The organism is bacterium, assembly GCA_036504735.1.
GTDB lineage: Bacteria > Electryoneota > RPQS01 > RPQS01 > RPQS01 > DASXUQ01.
Map to the genome: position 1 here is coordinate 59,064 of DASXUQ010000002.1, position 19,750 is coordinate 78,813.

A 19,750-nucleotide genomic window follows, 5' to 3' on the forward strand; every position below is an offset into this window, starting at 1 on the left:
TGAGCAATGTGACAGAACCGAGGTTGCGACAAGCGCAACCCGCCCGCTAAGATCCCGGCAGGATGCCCGGTGGCGGCGTACAGAGTGATACACGGGAGGGTTGCGCGGGAGGGTTGCGCGGGCGGCTTTGTTCAGGAGGCTAAGATCCTGCGCTTAACCCGCCCCTACGCCGAGCGTCTATAGCTTACGTTCCTGCATGGAAGAAGACAAATTCGTTGCCATTTCTCCTGACATGGCTCGCAGGAGGCGAATGCGCTCCTGTGTGGGGGGATGGGTGCTGAACAGCGCGGTGGCGTGCTCTGTGAAGGAATGCAGGGGATTTACAATGAACAGGTGCTGAGTGGCTTTGCTGGCGGTGGCCAGCGGCTCCATAAAGGCCCTGGCTTCAATCTTATCCAAAGCGCTGGCCAGGCCCAGCGGATTGCGCGTCAATTCCACCGCCGAGGCATCGGCCAGATATTCCCGCTTGCGGGAGACGGCCATTTGCAGCAGCAGGGCAATGAACGGAGCCAGAATTGCCAGCAGCAGCGCGACAACCGATAACGCACCGCTCAAGGAGCGGTCCCGCCCCCGGCCAAGGCCGCGCCCGCCAAACAATGCGCCGCGGCGGAACAGATCGGAGATCAGAATGATTGCCCCCACCATGGCCGCGACGAGCATCATGTAGCGGATGTCCCAGTTGCGCACATGGCTCATCTCGTGGCCGATGACACCCTGCAACTCCTCGCGGTTCAAGGTCTCCATCAGGCCGCGTGTCACGCAAATCGTGGCATCGTCCGGATCGCGGCCAGTGGCAAAAGCATTGGCCGAATCGCTGTCGATGATGTACACCTTGGGCATGGGCAGCCCCGCCGCAATCCGCATCTCATCGACCACATTGATCAGTTGCCGGTCGCGGTCGGGATCGGCCTCCTGCGCACCGCTGACCTCGAGAATGGTCTGATCGCCGCTGAAAAACGAGGTGAACACCAGTAGCAGGCCGATCAGCAGCGCGCCGAAAACTCCCCAGATCCCCACATGGAACCAGATGCCGAAAGCCGCGCCCAGCATGGTCAGCAGAATCGGAAAGCCGATAATCAGCGCGATGGAGTTCAGCTTGTTGTCGCGGATCTCCTTGGCAAAGTCCTTGCGGTAATGGAACAGCGGCGGATGCTCACGCTCGATCTTCCGCGCCGCATCGGGAAAGACTTCGCCGCACAGGGAGCACATCTGGGCTCCCGGCGCGTTATCCTCGTTGCCGCAATGGGGACAGACGGTGGAAGGACTTGTCATTCCGTTCCCTTTTGTACTCGAAAGGGAACGGAATCCCTGACCACAGCGGCTTCTTCTTCGGCCCAATCTGCGGCAAGATCCTTCCATTCGGGATTCGTGCTCTCGATCAATTCGATCTTCTTCTTTCGTGGCCCGTTCTTAAGCTGCTTTTCCCTGCGGATGGCGTTATGGATATATCTGTAAGCTTCATAGTACACGAGTTGGTCAATGTTGTAGCGCTTGGTGAACCCGACCAATGCCTTGGATTTATGCTCAAATACACGCCGCCGCAAGCCGCCTGTCACCCCGATGTACAGCCGGCGCGACTTGCAGGCAAGGATATACACATAGAACACGCGGTCGAACATCGAAAAGAGACCCATTGTCCCTCCGCTGCCCGTTACATTCCAGGGGAAGAAGCTGGCGTTGTCAGGGATTCCGTTTCCCTGCGAGTACGCAGGGAAACGGAATGACAAACCAGTGGGTGATGGCGTCGCAGACGACCTACCGCAGATTCACCTTCACCGGCTCCTTCTCTTCGTCCGGGACCTGATAGAACGGCTCGCGCTGGAAGTTGAAGGTATTGGCAAAGAGGGACGAGGGGAACATCTCGATCTGGTTATTGAGGCGCATCACCGAGTCATTGTAGTATTGCCGGGCAAAGGCAATCTTGTTCTCGGTGGAGGACAGCTCCTCCTGCAATTTAAGCACGTTCTCGTTGGCCTTGAGCTGCGGATAGTTCTCCGCCACGGCAAACAGAGACTTGAGCGCGCCGGTCAGTTGGTTTTCCGCCGCGGACACCGCCGCCACCCCTTGCGCCGCGAGCGCCTTGCCACGGGCTTCGATCACGCGGGTCAAGGTCTCCTGCTCGTAGGACATATAGTCCTTGACGGTTTCCACAAGGTTCGGGATCAGATCATGCCGCCGCTTGAGCTGCACATCGATCTGTGCCCACGCGTTGCGAACCTGATTGCGGATCCGCACCAGTCCATTGTACAGGCCAATCGCCCACAGCACCAGAAACACGATCAGTGCCAGAAATATCAGGCCGAACATATCAAGCCTCCAAAGGGTAAAGACGCGAACAGGCGAACGTCTGATACTGCTTCATCGTTCATCATTTATCGTTCAGCGTTTTCTGAAGAAATCCGGGGAAACTTAAATAGCTGAGCTTGCGTTTGTTCATCAGTTACCCCTATCTTTAAGATAGAGCGCAGAGCGCGACTCCCAAGCGAGGTGCCCACTCCAAGATATAAAATTCACGGATTTCTGCAAAGGGTAAGCGGAGCGCAGCTCATCCAACTTTAACTCAACCTTGTTGTCATGATTCCATTTTTGGTCACTGTGATCGGCATTCTCGGCCTGATTCACTGGTTTCTGTATGCCCGATTAGTTTCCGCCTTTGCCATTTCAGACCCCACCCTGTTGTGGGTCTTACGCTTTCTGGCTGTCTTTCTGGCGGTTTCCTATATCTTAGCCCGGGTTTGGGAGCGGCATCTGCCCGAGCCGCTTGTCCACGCTATGCATTGGATATCATCGGTTTGGCTGGGGCTGATGTGGGAATTACTTTGGCTGACTTTGCTTTTCTATGTCATTAAGCTGATTCTGCTGCTCACGGGCTTCTGGGGCAAGCTGGATCCAGCCACCATCCTTGCCATTGGCCGCTATTCGGCCCTCACGGTAATTGGCGTCGCGGTCCTCCTCGGCTCCTGGGGGATCAAAAATGCCTTCGGGCGGGCAAATGTGATCGAGGTTAAGGTCCCGGTCAAGCACTCCAGCCCGGAACTGCGGCACCTGAGAATTGCCTTAGCCTCCGATTTTCACGCCGGGGTAATTATCGGCCCCAAGGAAATTGCCCGGATGTCCCGCCAGATCATGAGCCTCAAGCCGGATATTATCCTGCTTCCCGGTGACCTCGTGGACCGCAGCGCCGATGACATTATGCATCTTGTCGATTCCTTCAAGCTCATGCAGGCGCCGCTGGGAATCTACGGCACCACCGGTAATCATGAGTACTATGCCGGGTTGGAAGGCGCACTGGCCTTCTGCAAGGCGGCGGGCATACAGATGCTGATGAATGAAAAGGTGGAACTGCCCAACGGTCTGGTGATTGCCGGCATCGAAGACCGTACGGCAATCTCGATGCACCGCTCACGTCCCAGCGTGACACAGTTCCTCGCGGATATTCCTGCCGACAAGTCGGTGATTCTGATGAATCATCAGCCGGAAACCCATGAAGCCCTCGAAGCGGGCAAAGCGGGAGCGGACCTGGTGGTATCGGGACATACCCACGGTGGGCAGATTTGGCCGTTTACACTTCTGACCAAAGCTACATACCGCTTCCAGCACGGCTATTACAGCTTGGACGGCAGCGGCCATATTATTGTTTCGGACGGTATCGGGAACTGGGGTCCGCCCATGCGGTTGAAGGCCCCGCCGGAAATCGTCCTGATTACTCTGGAGTAACCGATGGAAGCGCGCAAGACCTTAGATCCTGTGTGCGGGATGGAGGTGGACCCCCTTTCCGCCATGTATACCGCGACTTATAAAGACGAAACCTATTACTTCTGCTCGGCGTCATGCAAGGAAAAATTTCAGGCAAACCCTGAGTCCTTCGCCGGCGGAGGCACCTTCCCAAAACTGTAGACTCCGCCGCAGAAGAGGCAGAGGCGGCGGAGTACTTCTGCCCGATGCACCCCGAGGTGGTGTCGGATAAGCCCGGCGTCTGCCCCAAGTGCGGCATGGCGCTGGAACCGCGCGCCGCTCTCGGCGCCGAGACGGAAGGAGAATCTTCTCACACCCGCAATCTGCGGCGGCGGTTTCTGGTTTGCCTGGTCCTGACCGTGCCAGTGATGGCACTGTCCATGCTCGACATGGTTCCGGCCTTTCACGGAATGCTTGCGCCACGGCTGAATGCTCTCCTGCAGGCCGTATTGACTGCGCCGGTGGTGCTGTGGGGCGCGATTCCGTTCTATTACAGCGCGTGGGCCGGACTGAAGGCCCACTCCACGAACATGTACACGCTGATTAGCATTGGCGTGGGTGCGGCTTTTCTGTTCAGCATAGCGGTGCTGGTTGCACCGCAGACCTTCGCGCCATCGGCTCACGGGATGCTGCCCGTGTACTTTGACACGGCGGCGGTGATCACCACCCTGATCCTGCTCGGGGAATGGCTGCAACTGGTGGCGCGGGGTAGAACCTCACAGGCCATCCGCCGTCTGGCCGGCTTGCAGGCCCACAGCGCGCATGTGGTGCGGGACGGACAGGAGATCGAGGTGCCGCTGGTAAACTTGCGGCTCGATGATCTGCTGCGAATCAAGCCCGGCGAGAAGATTCCCGCCGACGGTGTGGTGGTGGAAGGCAGCGCACTGGCCGATGAAGCGATGATCACCGGAGAAAGCGCGCCCGTGCGCAAGACGGCGGGGGATGCGGTGATTGGCGCCACCACCATCAGCGGTGGAACGCTGTTAGTCCGGGCCACGAAACTTGGCAAAGATACGCTGCTGGCGCAGATCATCCGGTTGGTGGGTGAGGCGCAGACCTCGCGCGCCCCGGTGCAGAAGCTGGCCGACCGTATTTCAGCGATCTTCGTTCCGGCGGTGATGGCCGTGGCCGTTATCACGTTTGCGGCATGGTCGCTGTGGGGACCGGATCCGCGCGCGCTGCACGCCCTGGTCAATGCCGTGGCCGTGCTGATCATTGCCTGCCCCTGCGCGCTCGGACTGGCAACACCCATGGCCGTCACCACGGCCGTGGGGCGCGGCGCGCAGATGGGAATTCTGATCCGCAACGGCGAAGCCCTCGAGCATGTCGCCACCGCCACAGCGGTGGTGCTCGACAAAACAGGCACGCTGACGCTGGGCAAACCGCAGATTGTGTCCATCCATGCGAATGGCGGCGCGGGCGAACAGGATGTGCTGTCTCTTGCCGCGGCGGTGGAAGCCTTCTCCGAGCATCCTCTGGCACAGGCGGTGCTCGATGCTGCCCGCGAGCGGCAGATCGCCCTGCCCAAAGCCGAGGCCTTTGAAACTGTCACCGGACGCGGGGTGCGCGCGCAAATAAACGGGACCACCGTCACCGTCGGCAATCGCGCCTTCCTCGAAGAGAATGGCATTCACGTGGGAAGCGCGCGTTCCAACGGGAACGGCACGGAGATTCGCGTGGCCCGGGACGGTCAGGAAATCGGCGCGCTGTACGTGGCCGATCCCGTGCGGCCCACCACCCGCGCGGCCCTCGACAGCCTGCGGCGGATGGGGATCGACATCATCATGGCCAGCGGCGACCGGGAAGAGACGGCGCGCGCCGTGGCAAACGAGCTGGGAATCGAGCGGGTCTATGCTCCCGTGCTGCCGGCGGACAAGGTGAAGATCGTGAGAGATTTGCAGGCGCAGGGAAAGCGCGTGCTGTTTGCGGGGGATGGAATTAATGATGCTCCGGCACTTGCACAAGCCGATGCAGGCGTGGCTATGGCCACAGGAACCGACATTGCGATGGAAAGTGCGGACATCACTCTATTGCGCGGCGATTTGACGCGGCTGGTGGAAGCCATTGATCTGGGCCGCCGCACGCGCGCCATTATCCGGCAGAATCTGTTCTGGGCCTTTCTCTACAATACCATCGGTGTGCCGGTCGCCGCCGGCGCCCTCTATCCCGCCTTTGGCCTGCTCTTAAGTCCGGTCATCGCCTCCGCCGCCATGAGCGTCAGCTCCCTCTCTGTGGTGATGAACAGCCTGCGGCTGAGAAGCGGCGCTGCCCTCTGAATCTTCCTTGCCCGTTGTCCTATCCCGGGTGTCCCATGTCCACATCCACGCGATTTCTGTTTCTTTTTCTGCTGGCGATCTCCCTCGGCACGGCCTCCTGTACCAAAAAAAGCAACCCCACAGCGCCGCCGGATAGCAATACCATCCCGCAGGGCATGGCGCGGATTGCGGGCACCGTCAAGGATGCTGCGGGCAACCCGCTGAATGATGTGGCCCTGCATCTGGTCTACCAGTTCTCCGAACCGTCCAACTCGCCCGCCGCGCCGATGGTGTCATCGTCGGTTACGTTTTATGATGCCGACCAGGTGCTGTATACCGAATGTGGTGGGACGACGCCGCTTTCCGACAGCGTGATGGTCAAGATCTTCTGGGACCGCAACAGCAGCGGCCCGGACAGCACCGATCCTCAGCCGCCGCTCTGCGCCGATCCGCCGGATTGTCCCAACGGCGAGCCGCCGTTTACGGTGAACCTGACCGAGTTTCCGGTGAACGGTGTGGCCGAGGGAATCGGCGCCGGTCTGTTTGTCATGACCCGCGATTTCTCCACCAACGGCGACGTGCTGAGTCCCAACCGTTATTACTGCCGCATCTACTGTTCCGATGGCAGCGTGCTCTACACCAGTCAAGTGGTGGATGTGCCGCCCGGCTCCAGCCAGACCGCGCTGCACTTCACCTGTACCCCTTGCAGCGGCGCGCCCGGCGTGCCCGCGTGGCAGCTCGGCCAGGCCTATCCCAATCCGGCCACCGATTCTGTGACGGTGCCGTACGGCCTGCACGAGACCGCGTCCACCCTGTTGACGCTGACATGGCCCGGCAGCAGCCGCACGGATTCCATTGTCCATGCCACCTTCGGCACGGGCAACCGCACGGCTATCTTCCGTCTCGGGTCGCGTCCCAACGGCTTGTACACGCTGCGCCTGCAGGTCTCAAGTTTCGACCGCAGCGTAACGTTGCTGAAGAACGTCTCCAATCCTGATGTGCTCAGCACCACCGACGCCGCGGTCCGCACGCCCAGCGACGGCAGTTTTGCGCTGACGACTCCCGCCGGAACCACCATTGCCAACTATGGCGCCAGCGGAAACAGCCTCGGCACCTTGTCGCTGACACGGGTAAAAGTCATCGCCATCCGGTCCGGCTACTTCACATTGGACACCACGCTCTCCATTGCCAGTCAGCAGAACTATCCGCTGGATCTGCGATTGATTTCGCGCTGAACTTTTTTTTTGCAGCAGGCCTAATACGAGCGGGCGAACCTGAAAGGGTTCGCCCGCTTTGTATGGGTGGTTGCTCAGAAAGAACCCCCTTCTGATTCCCCCTTTTTCAAAGGGGGAAGGCTCGGAGACTCCCCCCGCTTCAGCGGGGGGCAAGGGGAATGAGTAAGGCCGCGTCCGCGTGCTGGATTCCCTGTGCGCACCACGCAGGAGCGTGGCGCTTAGTAGGCGTGTGGGCAAGGGGCTTAAGCCCCTTGTCTTTACTTCGCCGCCGTCACCTGAAAGTAGAACTCGTCGAAGTGGATGTCCTTCATGGGGACGGAGAGCGTGGTGTCGCCGGTGGTGGTGTAGAGGTTTTCCGGGGTGATGACGTTGTTCGGATCACCCGAAACGTATACGCGGTAGAGCGAGGCCCCGTCCGAGTGCCGCCACTTGAGCATCACCTGATCGAACTGCACGTCCATGGTCAAATCACGCGGGGGCTCGGGGACGCTGGGCGCGCCGATGATCGAGATGTCATCCACCGCCGCTTCGATCAGCGAGCCGGGGCCTTCATCCTCGGCGAGAAACTGCAGCAGCATGCGGTCGGTGGGTAGCAGGAAATTGCTGACCGGAACCTTGACCGTACGCCAGCCGTGTGTGGACGCCGCGGTGTTGATGATGTTCACCCACGTTGCACCGCCGTCGTTGGAGATCTGCACCCGGAAGAAATCCGAACCCGCGCTGGGGCCTTTGTCATTGCTGTACCAGTAGGCAAACTTCAATTCGGGATCGGACAGCTCACTCAAATTGAACTGCGGTGAGCGCAGCGTGGTGCGGCCACCATCCACGTCCGCTTCCATGGCATCGGCGGTGGGAGAACTGGCATTGCCCGTGACAAAGCAGTAGCCGTCATGCGGCGGCGCGTCATTGTCCGGCTGAATCTGCGAGCCTTGATAAGTTGAGCCTACCGGTTTGGCCCGCACCCACACGCCGCCCGTAGCATTATCACCCTCCACCCCGAGGCTCCATCCCTGGTCCTGCGTGGCATCATCCTCAAAGCCGCGTTCGAGGGCAATCACCGTGGTGGTGGTCAGTCCGGCATTTACGGAAATCGAATCATAGCGCACAAAATTGCGGAAGCCGAATCGCCCGGCGCGGAGCGCGTAGCTATGCCCGGCCACCACATGATCGAAACGGAACGTGCCGCCATACGCCGTGGCCGTCTGCGTGCCCAGATCGCTCGTGAGCATCACCTCCGCGCCGGAAATCGGTTGCCCGCCGTATTGCACCACGCCTTCAATGGTTCCGCTCGGCCCGCTGTTCAGCGCCAGATTTACCGCCCGGCCTGCATTCAAGAGTCCCGCACCGGACGCATTGTCTTCACCGGGCGCACCCATATCCGTAGCCGAAGTGCGCAGCAGCCGTTTGATTTCATCGGTGGAAAGATTCGGATTGGCCTGCCGCATCAGCGCCACCGTTCCTGCGGCGTACGCCGCCGCCACCGTGGTGCCGCTCACGCGGGTGTAGCCGTTGGACTTGGCGGTAGTGCGCACCGCCGTGCCCGGCGCTGCCAGATCCGGCTTGATAAGTGACAGATCACAAGGCGACGGTCCCTTGCCTGACGACGGCGCGACATCCACACTCGCGCCGCGCGTGTCCGCATTTCCCACCGCAAAACATTCGGCCAAAGATTCCGGCGCGCGCACCGAGCCCGAACCTGCCGCTCCCGTGTTTGCCGCGGCGAAAATCAAAACCGGCCCCAGAGCTTCGGCATTGGCCACCGCTTCGAAGGCGCTGGGTGGAAGCGCGCCCAGGCAAGGAGTCTCTATACCCCACGCGTTGCAGATGGCATCGGGCACATCGGCAAAGGTGGAGGATTGGCCATCGGGATCCACGGCCCATTGCAGGGCCAGCAGCACGTCGGAGAGCCGCGTCGCGCCACAGAAGAGCCGCGCGGCAATCCACGCTGCCGCCGGAGCGATGCCGGTGGTGTCACCCGCCGCATCCGCACCGCAGAGCGCACCTGCCATCTGGGTGCCTTCGCCGCCGCACGATGCCGGACTGCCACTGCCGGAAGGATCATACCAGCCCTGCGCGGCACTGCCGCCCCGGCCTTTCCAGTGCGAACTTAGGGCGCTGTGAGTGCCGTCCACACCGTCGCTGATGGAGCACACGGTCCGTCCCCGGCCATCAAACCCAAGCTGCCACGCGTCGCGCGCTCCGGCGCGGAGCAGAGCATCTTCCACGTGGGCACGCATGGCTTCGGCGGGAGCGCTCTCCACCGGCTTACGCACGGCCACGGTTTCATCTAAACCGACCTCGCTGACCTCGGCCATATTCGCCACAAGTTCGGCCCCGGCGCGGGTCAGCTCGGCGGAGATCATATTGCCGATCCACAAAGCGCGCGCGTTTTTTGCCATGCCGCTGGATTTCAGAATATCGAGGGACTTCAGCACCGCACCCTGCGTGGCGGCGGCGCGCATCTGAAGCGAGTCCATCACCACCTGATGAATCTCGGCAAGGTTGAGTCCGAGGCGCGGCATGCGGTCGGCAATGCCCGGGGCTTGCACGCGGTCCGAGAGCACAATCAGCACGGGCAGAGTCTCCCCTGCGCCTTTGCCGGTGAAGACCTGATCGAGCCCCGGACTGAGCGTTCCCGCCTGCCCAAAGCTCACGTAAAGCAAAACAAGACTAAAAACCAACGCAAGGTGTTTCATGCAGGTCTCCCGCCGCATCCGCATCCATTCATCGTGGCACTCACTCTCTGTCCGAACTCACAGTCAAAAGCCAAAATCGGATCGGAAAGCGATCCGCTGTACTGGCGTCTTCATTGAGGCTTTTTGGCTTTTTATACTTTTGGTTTTTAGATTCAGTGCTGTTCGCTGAAGTCATAGATGAACACCGGCTCGATGCCCATCAGCCGCAGATACACGGTGAGTTGGCCGCGGTGATGCAGGTGTTCCTGATAGGCAAAGTCCAGCATCTGCCACCCGCTGAAGGTCTCTCCCCATGCTTCAATCTTTGCTTCGAGCTGCTTGTCGGTGAGCTTGGCGAAACCCGCAAACGCCTCGGCGACCTGAACATCCATCCATGTCATCAGCGCCGCCTTGCTGTCGAAGGTCGGCTCTTTGTGATCGATATGGCGGCCAGCGGTCACGGTCTCCACCGATTCGGCCAAGAAGTTAAAGGCGTGCGTGATCAGTTCCATCGCGCTGCGCACTTCCGGCGTGGGTCGGAAGTCCATTTTGTCTTCCGGAATCTGGTCCACCAATTTGCGGCTGACGCCCAGCACCATGTAAAAGTACTTCCACTCCCGGTCCAATGTCTGCTTATTCATCAGCAATTGTCCTATGTAAAAATGACGAGTATTTCTTTCGGGTCTTCGAGATCTCCTTCATCCTTCCGCCTTCATCCTTCATCCTTTCTTCAACGCCATCTGCTCCGCTTCCTGAATGGTGGGACGGATCTGCTTCAGCACCAGAAACAGCACCAGCGCCGCCACAAGGGACGCTACCAGCAAAATTATGAAAAGCGTGCTGTGCGCCATCTGATCCCAGAAGCTGCCCACCAAGCCGCTCAGATAGTTGCCGATGGCTGTGGCGGCAAACCATCCGCCCATCAGCAGGCCGCGCATCCGCGCCGGCGCAAGCTTGTTGACCAGCGACAATCCCATCGGCGACAGGCACAACTCACCCAGCGTCAGCACCCCATAGGTGGAAATCAGCCAGTTAATGCTCACGCGGCCTGTGTCCCCGCCGGAGAAGGCGGCAACCGTCATAATGGTATAGGCCACGGCGGTGAGCAGCATGCCGATGCCGATCTTAGCCGCGGTGGACGGTTCATTTTTCCGGCGGCGTAGCAGTCCCCAACCGGCCACCAACAGCGGTGTGAAGGCCAACACAAAGAACGGATTGATTGCCTGCGAAAGTTCCGGCTTGAGTTTGGTAGCGGTGGCATCGCGCGCCCAGAAGGTCAGCGTCAGGCCGTTCTGATGGAAGGCCATCCAGAACACGGTGACAATGGCAAACACCAACAGCAGCGCGCCGATCCGCCGCTTTTCCTGCGCGGGCGTCAGCACCATCTCCTGCAGAGCCGACGCCGCATTCAGGTTGCCGGTTTCGCCTATAGCGACATGCTTGCGCAGCAGCGAGAACAGGATCAGCGAGACGAACATTCCCACACCCGCCGCGGCAAAGGCAAAGCCCCAGCCGAAATTCGTGCGCATGTACGAGGCCACCAGCGGCGAGAACAGCGCGCCGACATTGATGCCCATGTAAAAGATATTGTAAGCTTCGTCGCGCTTCTCGGGACGGTCGCGGTACAGATTGCCCAGCAACGTGGAGATGTTCGGCTTGAACAGTCCGTTGCCGATGATCACGCAGGAGAGCCCCGCAAAGAATGCGGGCAGCGGCGGCAGCGCCAGCAGGAAATAGCCCGCGCCCATAAACACCGCGCCGAGCAGAATCGCCCGGCTGAAACCCAGCCAGCGGTCGGCCAGCAAGCCTCCGGCCAGCGGTGTGAAATAGACCAGCGCAATGTACGCGCCGTAAATCTGGCCCACGGTGGCGGTGCTGAAGCCGAGGCTCTCATTCATGTACAGCGACAGAATGGAGAGCATGCAGTAGAAACCGAAACGCTCCCACATTTCCGTGAAGAACAGCACATACAATCCGGCGGGGTGTTTGTGCTTGACAGGTGGAGCGACCGCAGTGAGAGTGGAACTCTGGGTCATGGTGTGATCTCCGTGCCGAAGGTAAGGCGGGCGGGTTTTGTCAGCGCAGATAGAGGATTTTTTGTGTGATGGTGTCGTGGTCGGTATCCAGCCGGACCAGATAAATACCGCTGGCCGCGCGCTGCGGTGACCACACCGCGCGTTGCGTTCCCGCGGAAAATGGCCTGCTGACCAGATCCGCCACGCGGCGGCCCATGATGTCGAACACGCTCAGGTGAACCGTGCCGGCAACGGGCAGCTCATAGGACAGCGTCACGTCATTATTGAAGGGATTGGGATAAGCATGCAGGTTGATGCGGTTGGGCAGCAGGTCGCGCGCAGGGCCGGCCTCCGCCGTGAAGGATTGAATCTCTGAAGAGAACGGCGATGGAAAGCCCGCCGCATTGGAGCGGGAAATGGAGAAACCGTAGATGACAGCCTGATCGGCAACGGTGTAGCTGAACTCGCGGCCCGTGCCCAGATCTACAATGGAGTCGAAATCCGAGCTGTAGTAGTTGCGGATGGCCAGAAAGAAGTGCCCGCCTTGGGGAAGGGCTACGCTGTCGGGAATCTGTCCGTGCAGCAGCGTGGCATTTTCCCAGTTCAGGAGCGGCGGTGCGGGACGGGCGGGAGATTGCAGCATGGTCAGCAGTCCGCCAAAGGTGACCATCGCCACCTTGCGCGCATAGCTGCACGACATGTTGCCGATCACATCATTGGGGTTGTGCTGAAAGGCGAGGTCTTCATTGCGCTCGATCACGCGCAACGCCGGAAAGCCCGCGGCGGAAAAGCTCAAATGGTCGCTGCCCCGTCCGGGGCGGTCGGCGGCGGCAATCAGGTGCATGTCGAAGTCCGGCACGTAGCTCTCCCCCACCCAGCGCAGATACCGCTGCAACTGACGCGAAGGGCTGGAGGTGCCGCCCTGATCGGACGCGCCGTCCGCATAGAGCCGCACCGAAGAAGAATCCACCGCGCCATTGGCCAGCGCAATGTGGCCGATCATGTCCATGCAGATCATCCCGTCCACGCGCTCTTGCTGCGTAGCCATCTCGTTCGCCAGGGCCGCGCTGCCATAGAGGCCCTCTTCCTCGCCCGTAAACCAGATCACATCGAGGTTGTGGGCAAAGGAATCCGGCAGCACGCGCAGCAGTTCGAGAAAGGCCGCACACGAACTGCCGTTGTCGTCCGCGCCGGGAGCAAGGCTGGTGACGTCGCTGATGTTGGCCGCGCGGGAATCGAGATGTCCGCCGATCAGGTACCGCACCGAGTCATTTTCCGTACCCACAACATGGCACATCACATTATGCCGCACAACCGGCTGCCCGCCCCAGCTTTGCGTGTACGGAACCAGCTCGAAGTAACGTCCGTCCGTGCCGAAGCTGCCGGCCTTCGCCCTTACCCACCCCATCGCCGCGCCGATGCCCACGGTGCCACTGGCGGTATCGCTGTAGGTGTGCCGTGTGTGAAAGGATGAAAGCTGCTCGATATACGCCCGCAGGCTATCCGCGCTGATCTGGTTGACCACGGCCTGAATGGACGCGCTGGGCGGATACGGCGGAGCCGCTCCAAATGCTGAGAGGCTGAAAAGCTGAAAGGCTGTAAGGAAGAGGAGAAGAGCAGTGCGCATAGGACATCCGAGATAGGGACATGGCCTGCCATGTCTATTTCTGTCACCAACATGTGGGGCGTGGCCGGATGGAACCGGCCACCTAATCAGCGTGCTGGGGAGAAGTTTTTATCCTTCCAAGGCCAGAAAGAACGGCTGCTCGAGAGCCTCGCAGATCCAGCGGAGGAACCGTGCACCATCCGCGCCGTCGATCACGCGATGATCATAGGACAGTGACAGCGGCAGCAGCAGGCGAGGTTCGAACTTGTCCTCTTTCCACACCGGCTCCATCGCGCCGCGGCTGATGCCGAGGATCGACACCTCCGGCCAGTTGATGATGGGCGTGAAGTGCGTGCCGCCGATGGTGCCGAGATTGGTAATCGAGAACGTGCCGCCTTCGAGGTCCGCCGGCTTCAGTTCGCGCTTATGGGCGCGTTCGGTAAGCTTGGCCAGTTCCACGGACAGATCCAGAATATTCTTCTTGTCCGCGTCGCGGATTACAGGCACCAACAGGCCGCGCTCCGTATTCACCGCCACGCCGACATTCACATAGTCCTTGGCAATGATCGCCCGCGCGGGCATGTCCACACTGGTGTTGAAGCGCGGGAACTGCCGTAACGCGGAAGCTACCACCTTCAGCAGCACGGCAGTCACGGTGAGTTTGCCGCCCATCTGCTCGACATTGGCCGCATACCGCTTGCGCAGCACATCCAGTTCGGTGACGTCCGCATGATCATACTGCGTGACCTGCGGAATGGTGGTCCAGGCGCGCGTCAGATGCTCGGCGGTGGCCTGCCGCACGCTGGTCATGGGCTTGCGTTCGACGTTGCCCCAGCGGGAGAAGTCCGGCAACTGCGCGGCGGCGCCCATAGTGGGAGCAATCGGTCGCGGCGCTTGCGCGGTTTTCAAATCCTCTTCGGTAATCCGTCCGCCCGAGCCGCTGCCCTTGACGGTGGAGAGATCGATTCCGCGTTCGCGCGCCATGCGGCGCACAATCGGCGAGGCGGGAATATCCACTCCGTCGCGCGAACCGCCATTAGATGCTGTTCCCGGCGCGGGCGAGGCCGGTGCCGGTTGCCGCAGTTGCGGCGAGACATGATCGCGCGCGGGCGGTACGCTGCGTTCGACTTGCGGCGGACGCTCCTTCTCGGGCTCCGGCGCGGGCACAGCTTCCACCTTGGAAATATCGGCGGACGCATCGGTTTCAATCTTCACTAAGGGCTGGCCGACGGTGACCTTCTCGCCTTCCTTGGTCAGAATGGCCGCTACGCGCCCGGCGGTATTGGAGGGAACCTCCACCACCGCCTTGCCGGTTTCCAATTCCACCAGCGGCTGCTCGGCACGGATCTCATCGCCCACCTTCACCATCATCCGCACCACGTCACCGCTGTCAATGCCTTCCCCTAAATCCGGCAGCTTAAAATCCACTAACATGACTGTCTCCGCGTATAGTCTTGAATGAAATGTTCGTTGGTATGTATGTTCCTTTTCAGAGATGCAGGATCTCTTCGTGATGGCCACTAGCCAGCACGCTCCCGCTGCTGGATTCATTGGATGCACCACGCGGGAGCGTGGCGCGTAGTGGGATTTGGAAAGAACCCCCTTCTGATTCCCCCTTTTTCAAAGGGGGAAGGGCAGATCGGGTCTCCCCCCGTTTACGGGGGGTAAGGGGGGTCGGGTCTCCCCCCTTAGCATAAGGGGGGACTAAGGGGGGTTCCGTTCCCGGTCAGTGTTGCGACGCCGGAATGGCATCGGCAATCATCGTGGTGGCAACCACTTCGAAAAGCGACATCGCGGGCTCAACACCGAGCTTGCGGAACATCAGCACGCCGCGCGGCGTGCCCGCCTTGCGTACGGCGTCGAAGTCGTCGCGGGTGTTCCACACACCCATCAGCCGCCAGACGTTGACGTCTTCATCGCTCTGCAACAGAAGGCTCTGCACCGGTGTCTGTCCCGGCACGGAGTTCTTAACCAGTTCCTGATAGGCCGCCTTCAGTTCATTCCACTGTCTCGGAGAGACTTCCGCTTCCAATACGGTTAGCACCATGATTAGATCTCCTGTTACTGCGTTTCATATCTATTCAGACCGTTCCATTATCGCTTCACACTGACCGCCACACCGTCGCCTATGGGCAAAAAGACGGTGTCTAAATCGCCCCGCGCTGCAAGCGGGAATATCCATCACCGGAAACAGAATATCATCGGTGACCAGCAGCCCGCGCAACCCGCCCGTTATGATCCCGGCATGGTTTCGGCCGGGTTGTGTTCTCGGTGGATGTAAAAATGCGATCCGGCTCAACCCGGCTCGGCAGGGGTTGGGGATGCAGGGATTGGGATGTGCGGTGGTTGTTGCGCGGGAGGGTTGCGCGTGTTGCCTTGTTCAAGCGGCAAGATTTTGCGCTTAACCCTCCCCTACACCCCGTCTTCTTTCAGCCTTTTCTCCGATCACGCCTTCACCGGCTCTTCCTTTTCCGGGTCGATCTGCAAGTCCTTGATGGCCTGCGCCAGGACATTGGCTTTGAGCTTGCCAGCGCGGAAGAGCTGATACAGCGCGGCATAGGTCACATAGCGGCGATCCACTTCGAAGAAGGCCCGCAGGGAATCGCGGCCATCGGAGCGGCCAAAGCCGTCGGTGCCCAAAGAGTGCAGCGGGCCGGGCAAATACGCCGAGATCGAATCGGGCAGCGCCTTCACATAGTCGCTGGCCGCCACAAAGGGCTGAGTTGATCCGGCAAACAGGCCGCTGACATAGGGCACGCGCGGCTTGTCCGAGGGATGCAGCATGTTCCAACGGTCGGCGGACATGGCATCATAGTAGAGCGACTTGTAACTGGTCACGCTCCACACATCGGCAGAAACACCGTACTTTTCCGCCAGCATCTCTTGTGCATGCACCACTTCATTCAGAATGGTGCCGCTGCCCAAAAGATGCAGGTCCGGTTTGGCATTCGGCTCGAGCGGACCGCGAAGCCTGTACGCGCCGCGCAGGATTCCCTCTTCGGAGCCGTCGGGCATGGCCGGCTGCGCGTAGTTCTCGTTCATCACGGTGATGTAATAGAACAACGATTCCTGATCGGTGTACATCCGCTTCATGCCGTCGCGGATGATCACCGCCAATTCATAGGCATAGGCCGGATCGTAGGCGAGGAGCGTGGGATGCGGATAGACCAGCAGATGGCTGTGCCCGTCCTGATGCTGCAAGCCTTCTCCGGCCAGCGTGGTCCGTCCCGCCGTGGCGCCGATCAAAAAGCCGCGCGTGCGAATATCACCCGCCGCCCACAGCAGGTCACCGATGCGTTGCGGTCCGAACATCGAATAGAGCAGAAAGAACGGAATCACCGGCAGGCCGTGGTTGGCATAGCTGGTGCCTGCCGCAATGAACGCGCTCATCGCTCCGGCTTCGGTGATGCCTTCTTCGAGGATCTGTCCGTCGGTAGCCTCGCGGTAGTACAAGAGGTTCTCCGCATCCACCGGCTGGTAGAGCTGGCCCATATGGGAGTAGATGCCGAACTGCCGGAAGAGCGATTCCATGCCGAAGGTCCGCGCTTCATCGGGGACAATCGGCGCAATCAGCTTGCCGAGCTTGGGATCCCGCAGCAGCTTGGCGATAATCCTCACCATCACCATGGTGGTGGAGACTTCGCGGCCTTCCGTGCCCTTGTAGAACTCATCCATAAAGTCGGAAGGCAGCAGATCGAGTCCCGGACAACTGACAATCCGCTTGGGAGCAAAGCCGCCCAGCCGCGCGCGGGTCTCGCGCATATAGACCATCTCGGGGCTGTCTTCCGGCGGCTTGAAGTAGGGAACCGTGTCCTCGGAGCCGCGGGGAATCTCGATCTGGAAACGGTCGGCGAATTCGCGCACCGCCTGCGTCTCCAGCTTCTTCTGCTGATGGGCCACATTGCGCGCCTGGCCGGCTTCTCCGAGGCCATAGCCTTTTATGGTCTTGGCCAATATAACCGTAGGGCTTCCTCTGTGCTCCACCGCCGCCTTGTAAGCGGCATAGACCTTCAGCGGATCATGGCCGCCGCGCCGCATGCGCTGGATCTGGTCATCGGAGAGATTCTCCACCATCTTCAGAAGACGCGGATCGGTGCCGAAGAAATGCTCGCGGGTGTAGCTGCCCGGTTCCACCGAATACTTCTGATAATCGCCGTCGAGGGCATCTTCCATCCGCCGCAGCAGGGCGCCGTCATGGTCTTGCTCCAGCAACGGATCCCAGTCTTCTCCCCAGATGACCTTGATCACATTCCAGCCTGCGCCACGGAACACCGCTTCCAGTTCCTGAATCACCTTGCCGTTGCCGCGCACCGGGCCATCCAGCCGCTGCAAATTGCAGTTGACCACAAAAATCAGATTGTCCAACTTCTCGCGTCCGGCAAGAGAGATTGAGCCGAGAGCTTCGGGTTCATCGCACTCGCCGTCGCCCATAAAGCACCAGATCTTCTGCTGGGAGACAGACTTCAGACCGCGATCCTGCAAATAGTGATTGAACTGCGCCTGATAGATCGCCATGATCGGCCCGAGGCCCATCGACACCGTGGGAAATTCCCAGAAGTCCGGCATCAGCCACGGATGCGGATAGGAGGACAGTCCGCCGCCGGGAGCCAGTTCCGCCCGGAAATTGTCCAGATCATCTTCGGTCAGGCGGCCAATTAAGAAGGCGCGGGAATAGATGCCCGGAGAGGAGTGCCCCTGAAAATAGATCAGGTCTCCGCCCGATGGATCATTCTTGCCTCTAAAGAAGTGGTTGTAACCGATCTCGTAGAGGGTGGCGATGGACTGGTAGGTGGAAATGTGCCCGCCGATCACCGGGTCACGGCGATTGGCCCGCACCACCATGGCCAGAGCATTCCAGCGGGTGAGGCTTTTGATCCGCCGCTCCATCTCCCGGTCTCCGGGAAAAGGCGGCTGATTCTCCAGAGGGATGGTATTGACATAGGGTGTGTTCAGCGTCATGGTGACGGGCACACCCTGCCGTTCGGCATAGCCGCGCACCCGGCGCAGCAGTTCTCCGGCGTGCTGGGCACCTTCCGACTTCAGCACATAATCATAAGAATCAATCCATTCACGCAGTTCGGTGGGGTCCAGATCAATGGTGTGGCCATCCCGGCCATTCCGCTCTATCGGGCTCTTGTGGGTAATGTCATTCATAAGGGGTACGGTAGTTTCTAAAACACGGTTTGATTAAGTACGGCGGCGTAACCTGAAGGTCAATGTCCACAGGGCTCCGCAAGCTTTGAAATATAAGGATCTCAAGGCGGAAGGTCAAATGGGAGGCACTTGCTCAAGTTTGTTCTTTCACGCGGCGTGGCTCGTATGGGTTTCCCATCCCGGCACCTGTTCATAAATTCACAATGCTCGTGCTTTTGAGGATTTTCGTGTGTATATTTTGCTGGCACCCACTACAGCCTATCCTTCGCCGCGGCATGCGTCTGGAGCATTCGCATGCCCGCTTAGGCAGGATTGGGCGCGGCAGGCCCTCTTTGACGGTATCGCCCAGCGGGGCAGGGCCAAGTCCCAAGAGCCCTGCCGCCGCGAAGGTTTGGGCCGTGCTATGAAATAGCAACACCGCAAGATATTCCTTCATGGAGCCCTCATGAAACCCAAAGCCACCACCCGCAAGAGCTGGCGGGAGAAGATGCAGACCGAGCAGCAGCCGAAGATCGTGCAGATTCCGCTCGAAGGTCAAAAGAGAATGGGCGGAGCCACCATGCTGGTCTCCACGCCGCACGATGTGGACGCGATGATCCGCACGGTACCCAAGGGCAAGCTCATCACCTCGGCACAAATGCGCTCCAAGCTTGCGGCAGAGGCCGGAGCCGAGTGCGCCTGCCCGACATCTACCGGGATCTTCATTCGCATTGCCGCCGAGGCTGCCGAAGAAGACCGCGCCGAAGGCAAAACCCGGATTACTCCCTACTGGCGGGTGATCCGGCCCGATGGCAGTCTGAATGAGAAGTTGCCCGGCGGCACGGAGGCACAGGCCTCTTACCTCGAAGCCGAGGGACATTTTATTGAACTTGGTGCGGGCAAGAAGCCTCCCAAAGTGAGGGATTTCGAAAAGAAACTGGTAAAGGCTTAGAACAGAAAGCAGACCCCCGGGGCGGATAGGGCGCTCCAAGGTCTGTTGTGTTCATAACTTGAACAAAAAAGCAAAAAGCAGCTTGCGTTCGGGGCATTTCAGGTGTATATTAGTGCCCGGATGTTCAGATGGATTAACCAAAGG

15 protein-coding genes are annotated in these 19,750 nt (G+C 60.1%); 5 read left to right on the forward strand and 10 right to left on the reverse strand.

The window, feature by feature from the left end:
• Positions 1 to 177: 177 nt before the first annotated feature.
• The 3 genes from VGL38_00660 to VGL38_00670 form a co-directional block, all read right to left on the reverse strand.
• Positions 178 to 1,272 (reverse strand): M48 family metallopeptidase, encoded by a 1,095-nt coding sequence (locus VGL38_00660; GenBank protein HEY3293927.1) that lies wholly within the window; start codon positions 1,270 to 1,272, stop codon positions 178 to 180.
• Positions 1,269 to 1,634, reverse strand: coding sequence for a GIY-YIG nuclease family protein (locus VGL38_00665; GenBank protein HEY3293928.1), 366 nt, complete (start codon positions 1,632 to 1,634; stop codon positions 1,269 to 1,271). Before VGL38_00665 ends, VGL38_00660 begins: the two co-directional genes overlap by 4 nt.
• Before the next feature lie 121 nt (positions 1,635 to 1,755).
• Positions 1,756 to 2,307, reverse strand: a complete 552-nt coding sequence (locus tag VGL38_00670) for a LemA family protein (GenBank protein HEY3293929.1) — start codon at positions 2,305 to 2,307, stop codon at positions 1,756 to 1,758.
• Positions 2,308 to 2,574: 267 nt separating this feature from the next.
• Between VGL38_00670 and VGL38_00675 the strand changes: the two genes are divergently transcribed.
• The 4 genes from VGL38_00675 to VGL38_00690 are packed head-to-tail and all read left to right on the forward strand — an operon-like array spanning position 2,575 to position 7,225.
• Positions 2,575 to 3,717 (forward strand): metallophosphoesterase, encoded by a 1,143-nt coding sequence (locus VGL38_00675; GenBank protein ID HEY3293930.1) that lies wholly within the window; start codon positions 2,575 to 2,577, stop codon positions 3,715 to 3,717.
• A 3-nt stretch (positions 3,718 to 3,720) separates the two neighbouring features.
• Positions 3,721 to 3,897, forward strand: coding sequence for a YHS domain-containing protein (locus VGL38_00680; protein HEY3293931.1), 177 nt, complete (start codon positions 3,721 to 3,723; stop codon positions 3,895 to 3,897).
• A 44-nt stretch (positions 3,898 to 3,941) separates the two neighbouring features.
• Positions 3,942 to 6,011: a copper-translocating P-type ATPase gene (locus VGL38_00685; protein HEY3293932.1), complete on the forward strand. Its 2,070-nt coding sequence runs from the start codon at positions 3,942 to 3,944 to the stop codon at positions 6,009 to 6,011.
• A gap of 35 nt (positions 6,012 to 6,046) precedes the next feature.
• Entirely contained in the window at positions 6,047 to 7,225 is a 1,179-nt protein-coding gene (locus VGL38_00690; GenBank protein HEY3293933.1) for a hypothetical protein, read from the forward strand.
• 257 nt (positions 7,226 to 7,482) lie between these two features.
• On the opposite strand, the gene VGL38_00695 is transcribed toward VGL38_00690, so the two are convergent.
• From VGL38_00695 to aceE, 7 genes are all read right to left on the reverse strand, one after another.
• Complete coding sequence (locus VGL38_00695) at positions 7,483 to 9,921, reverse strand: S8 family serine peptidase (protein HEY3293934.1); 2,439 nt, start codon at positions 9,919 to 9,921, stop codon at positions 7,483 to 7,485.
• A gap of 152 nt (positions 9,922 to 10,073) precedes the next feature.
• The gene (locus VGL38_00700; protein ID HEY3293935.1) at positions 10,074 to 10,541 is read right to left on the reverse strand and encodes a DinB family protein; all 468 of its coding nucleotides are present in this window, start codon (positions 10,539 to 10,541) and stop codon (positions 10,074 to 10,076) included.
• Positions 10,542 to 10,619: 78 nt separating this feature from the next.
• A complete protein-coding gene (locus tag VGL38_00705; protein HEY3293936.1) occupies positions 10,620 to 11,936 on the reverse strand; it encodes a peptide MFS transporter in 1,317 nt (438 codons plus the stop codon).
• A gap of 40 nt (positions 11,937 to 11,976) precedes the next feature.
• Complete coding sequence (locus tag VGL38_00710) at positions 11,977 to 13,542, reverse strand: M20/M25/M40 family metallo-hydrolase (GenBank protein HEY3293937.1); 1,566 nt, start codon at positions 13,540 to 13,542, stop codon at positions 11,977 to 11,979.
• 108 nt (positions 13,543 to 13,650) lie between these two features.
• Positions 13,651 to 14,955 (reverse strand): 2-oxo acid dehydrogenase subunit E2, encoded by a 1,305-nt coding sequence (locus tag VGL38_00715; protein ID HEY3293938.1) that lies wholly within the window; start codon positions 14,953 to 14,955, stop codon positions 13,651 to 13,653.
• A gap of 292 nt (positions 14,956 to 15,247) precedes the next feature.
• Complete coding sequence (locus VGL38_00720) at positions 15,248 to 15,568, reverse strand: hypothetical protein (GenBank protein HEY3293939.1); 321 nt, start codon at positions 15,566 to 15,568, stop codon at positions 15,248 to 15,250.
• A gap of 398 nt (positions 15,569 to 15,966) precedes the next feature.
• Positions 15,967 to 18,675, reverse strand: coding sequence for a pyruvate dehydrogenase (acetyl-transferring), homodimeric type (gene aceE / locus VGL38_00725; protein HEY3293940.1), 2,709 nt, complete (start codon positions 18,673 to 18,675; stop codon positions 15,967 to 15,969).
• Between the two features lie 445 nt (positions 18,676 to 19,120).
• Here aceE and VGL38_00730 point away from each other — a divergent pair, with 445 nt between their 5' ends.
• Positions 19,121 to 19,606: a hypothetical protein gene (locus VGL38_00730; GenBank protein HEY3293941.1), complete on the forward strand. Its 486-nt coding sequence runs from the start codon at positions 19,121 to 19,123 to the stop codon at positions 19,604 to 19,606.
• The last annotated feature ends 144 nt before the right edge of the window (positions 19,607 to 19,750 follow it).

What these genes read in the sequence shown, in the direction of transcription:
- VGL38_00700 (HEY3293935.1), bottom strand. Translation starts at nt 10,541, where the DNA reads ATGAATAAGCAGACATTGGACCGGGAGTGGAAGTACTTTTACATGGTG.
- VGL38_00660 (HEY3293927.1), bottom strand. Translation starts at nt 1,272, where the DNA reads ATGACAAGTCCTTCCACCGTCTGTCCCCATTGCGGCAACGAGGATAAC.
- VGL38_00730 (HEY3293941.1), top strand. Translation starts at nt 19,121, where the DNA reads ATGAAACCCAAAGCCACCACCCGCAAGAGCTGGCGGGAGAAGATGCAG.
- VGL38_00710 (HEY3293937.1), bottom strand. Translation starts at nt 13,542, where the DNA reads ATGCGCACTGCTCTTCTCCTCTTCCTTACAGCCTTTCAGCTTTTCAGC.
- VGL38_00670 (HEY3293929.1), bottom strand. Translation starts at nt 2,307, where the DNA reads ATGTTCGGCCTGATATTTCTGGCACTGATCGTGTTTCTGGTGCTGTGG.
- VGL38_00720 (HEY3293939.1), bottom strand. Translation starts at nt 15,568, where the DNA reads ATGGTGCTAACCGTATTGGAAGCGGAAGTCTCTCCGAGACAGTGGAAT.
- VGL38_00695 (HEY3293934.1), bottom strand. Translation starts at nt 9,921, where the DNA reads ATGAAACACCTTGCGTTGGTTTTTAGTCTTGTTTTGCTTTACGTGAGC.
- VGL38_00680 (HEY3293931.1), top strand. Translation starts at nt 3,721, where the DNA reads ATGGAAGCGCGCAAGACCTTAGATCCTGTGTGCGGGATGGAGGTGGAC.
- VGL38_00685 (HEY3293932.1), top strand. Translation starts at nt 3,942, where the DNA reads ATGCACCCCGAGGTGGTGTCGGATAAGCCCGGCGTCTGCCCCAAGTGC.
- aceE (HEY3293940.1), bottom strand. Translation starts at nt 18,675, where the DNA reads ATGAATGACATTACCCACAAGAGCCCGATAGAGCGGAATGGCCGGGAT.
- VGL38_00675 (HEY3293930.1), top strand. Translation starts at nt 2,575, where the DNA reads ATGATTCCATTTTTGGTCACTGTGATCGGCATTCTCGGCCTGATTCAC.
- VGL38_00705 (HEY3293936.1), bottom strand. Translation starts at nt 11,936, where the DNA reads ATGACCCAGAGTTCCACTCTCACTGCGGTCGCTCCACCTGTCAAGCAC.
- VGL38_00665 (HEY3293928.1), bottom strand. Translation starts at nt 1,634, where the DNA reads ATGGGTCTCTTTTCGATGTTCGACCGCGTGTTCTATGTGTATATCCTT.
- VGL38_00715 (HEY3293938.1), bottom strand. Translation starts at nt 14,955, where the DNA reads ATGTTAGTGGATTTTAAGCTGCCGGATTTAGGGGAAGGCATTGACAGC.
- VGL38_00690 (HEY3293933.1), top strand. Translation starts at nt 6,047, where the DNA reads ATGTCCACATCCACGCGATTTCTGTTTCTTTTTCTGCTGGCGATCTCC.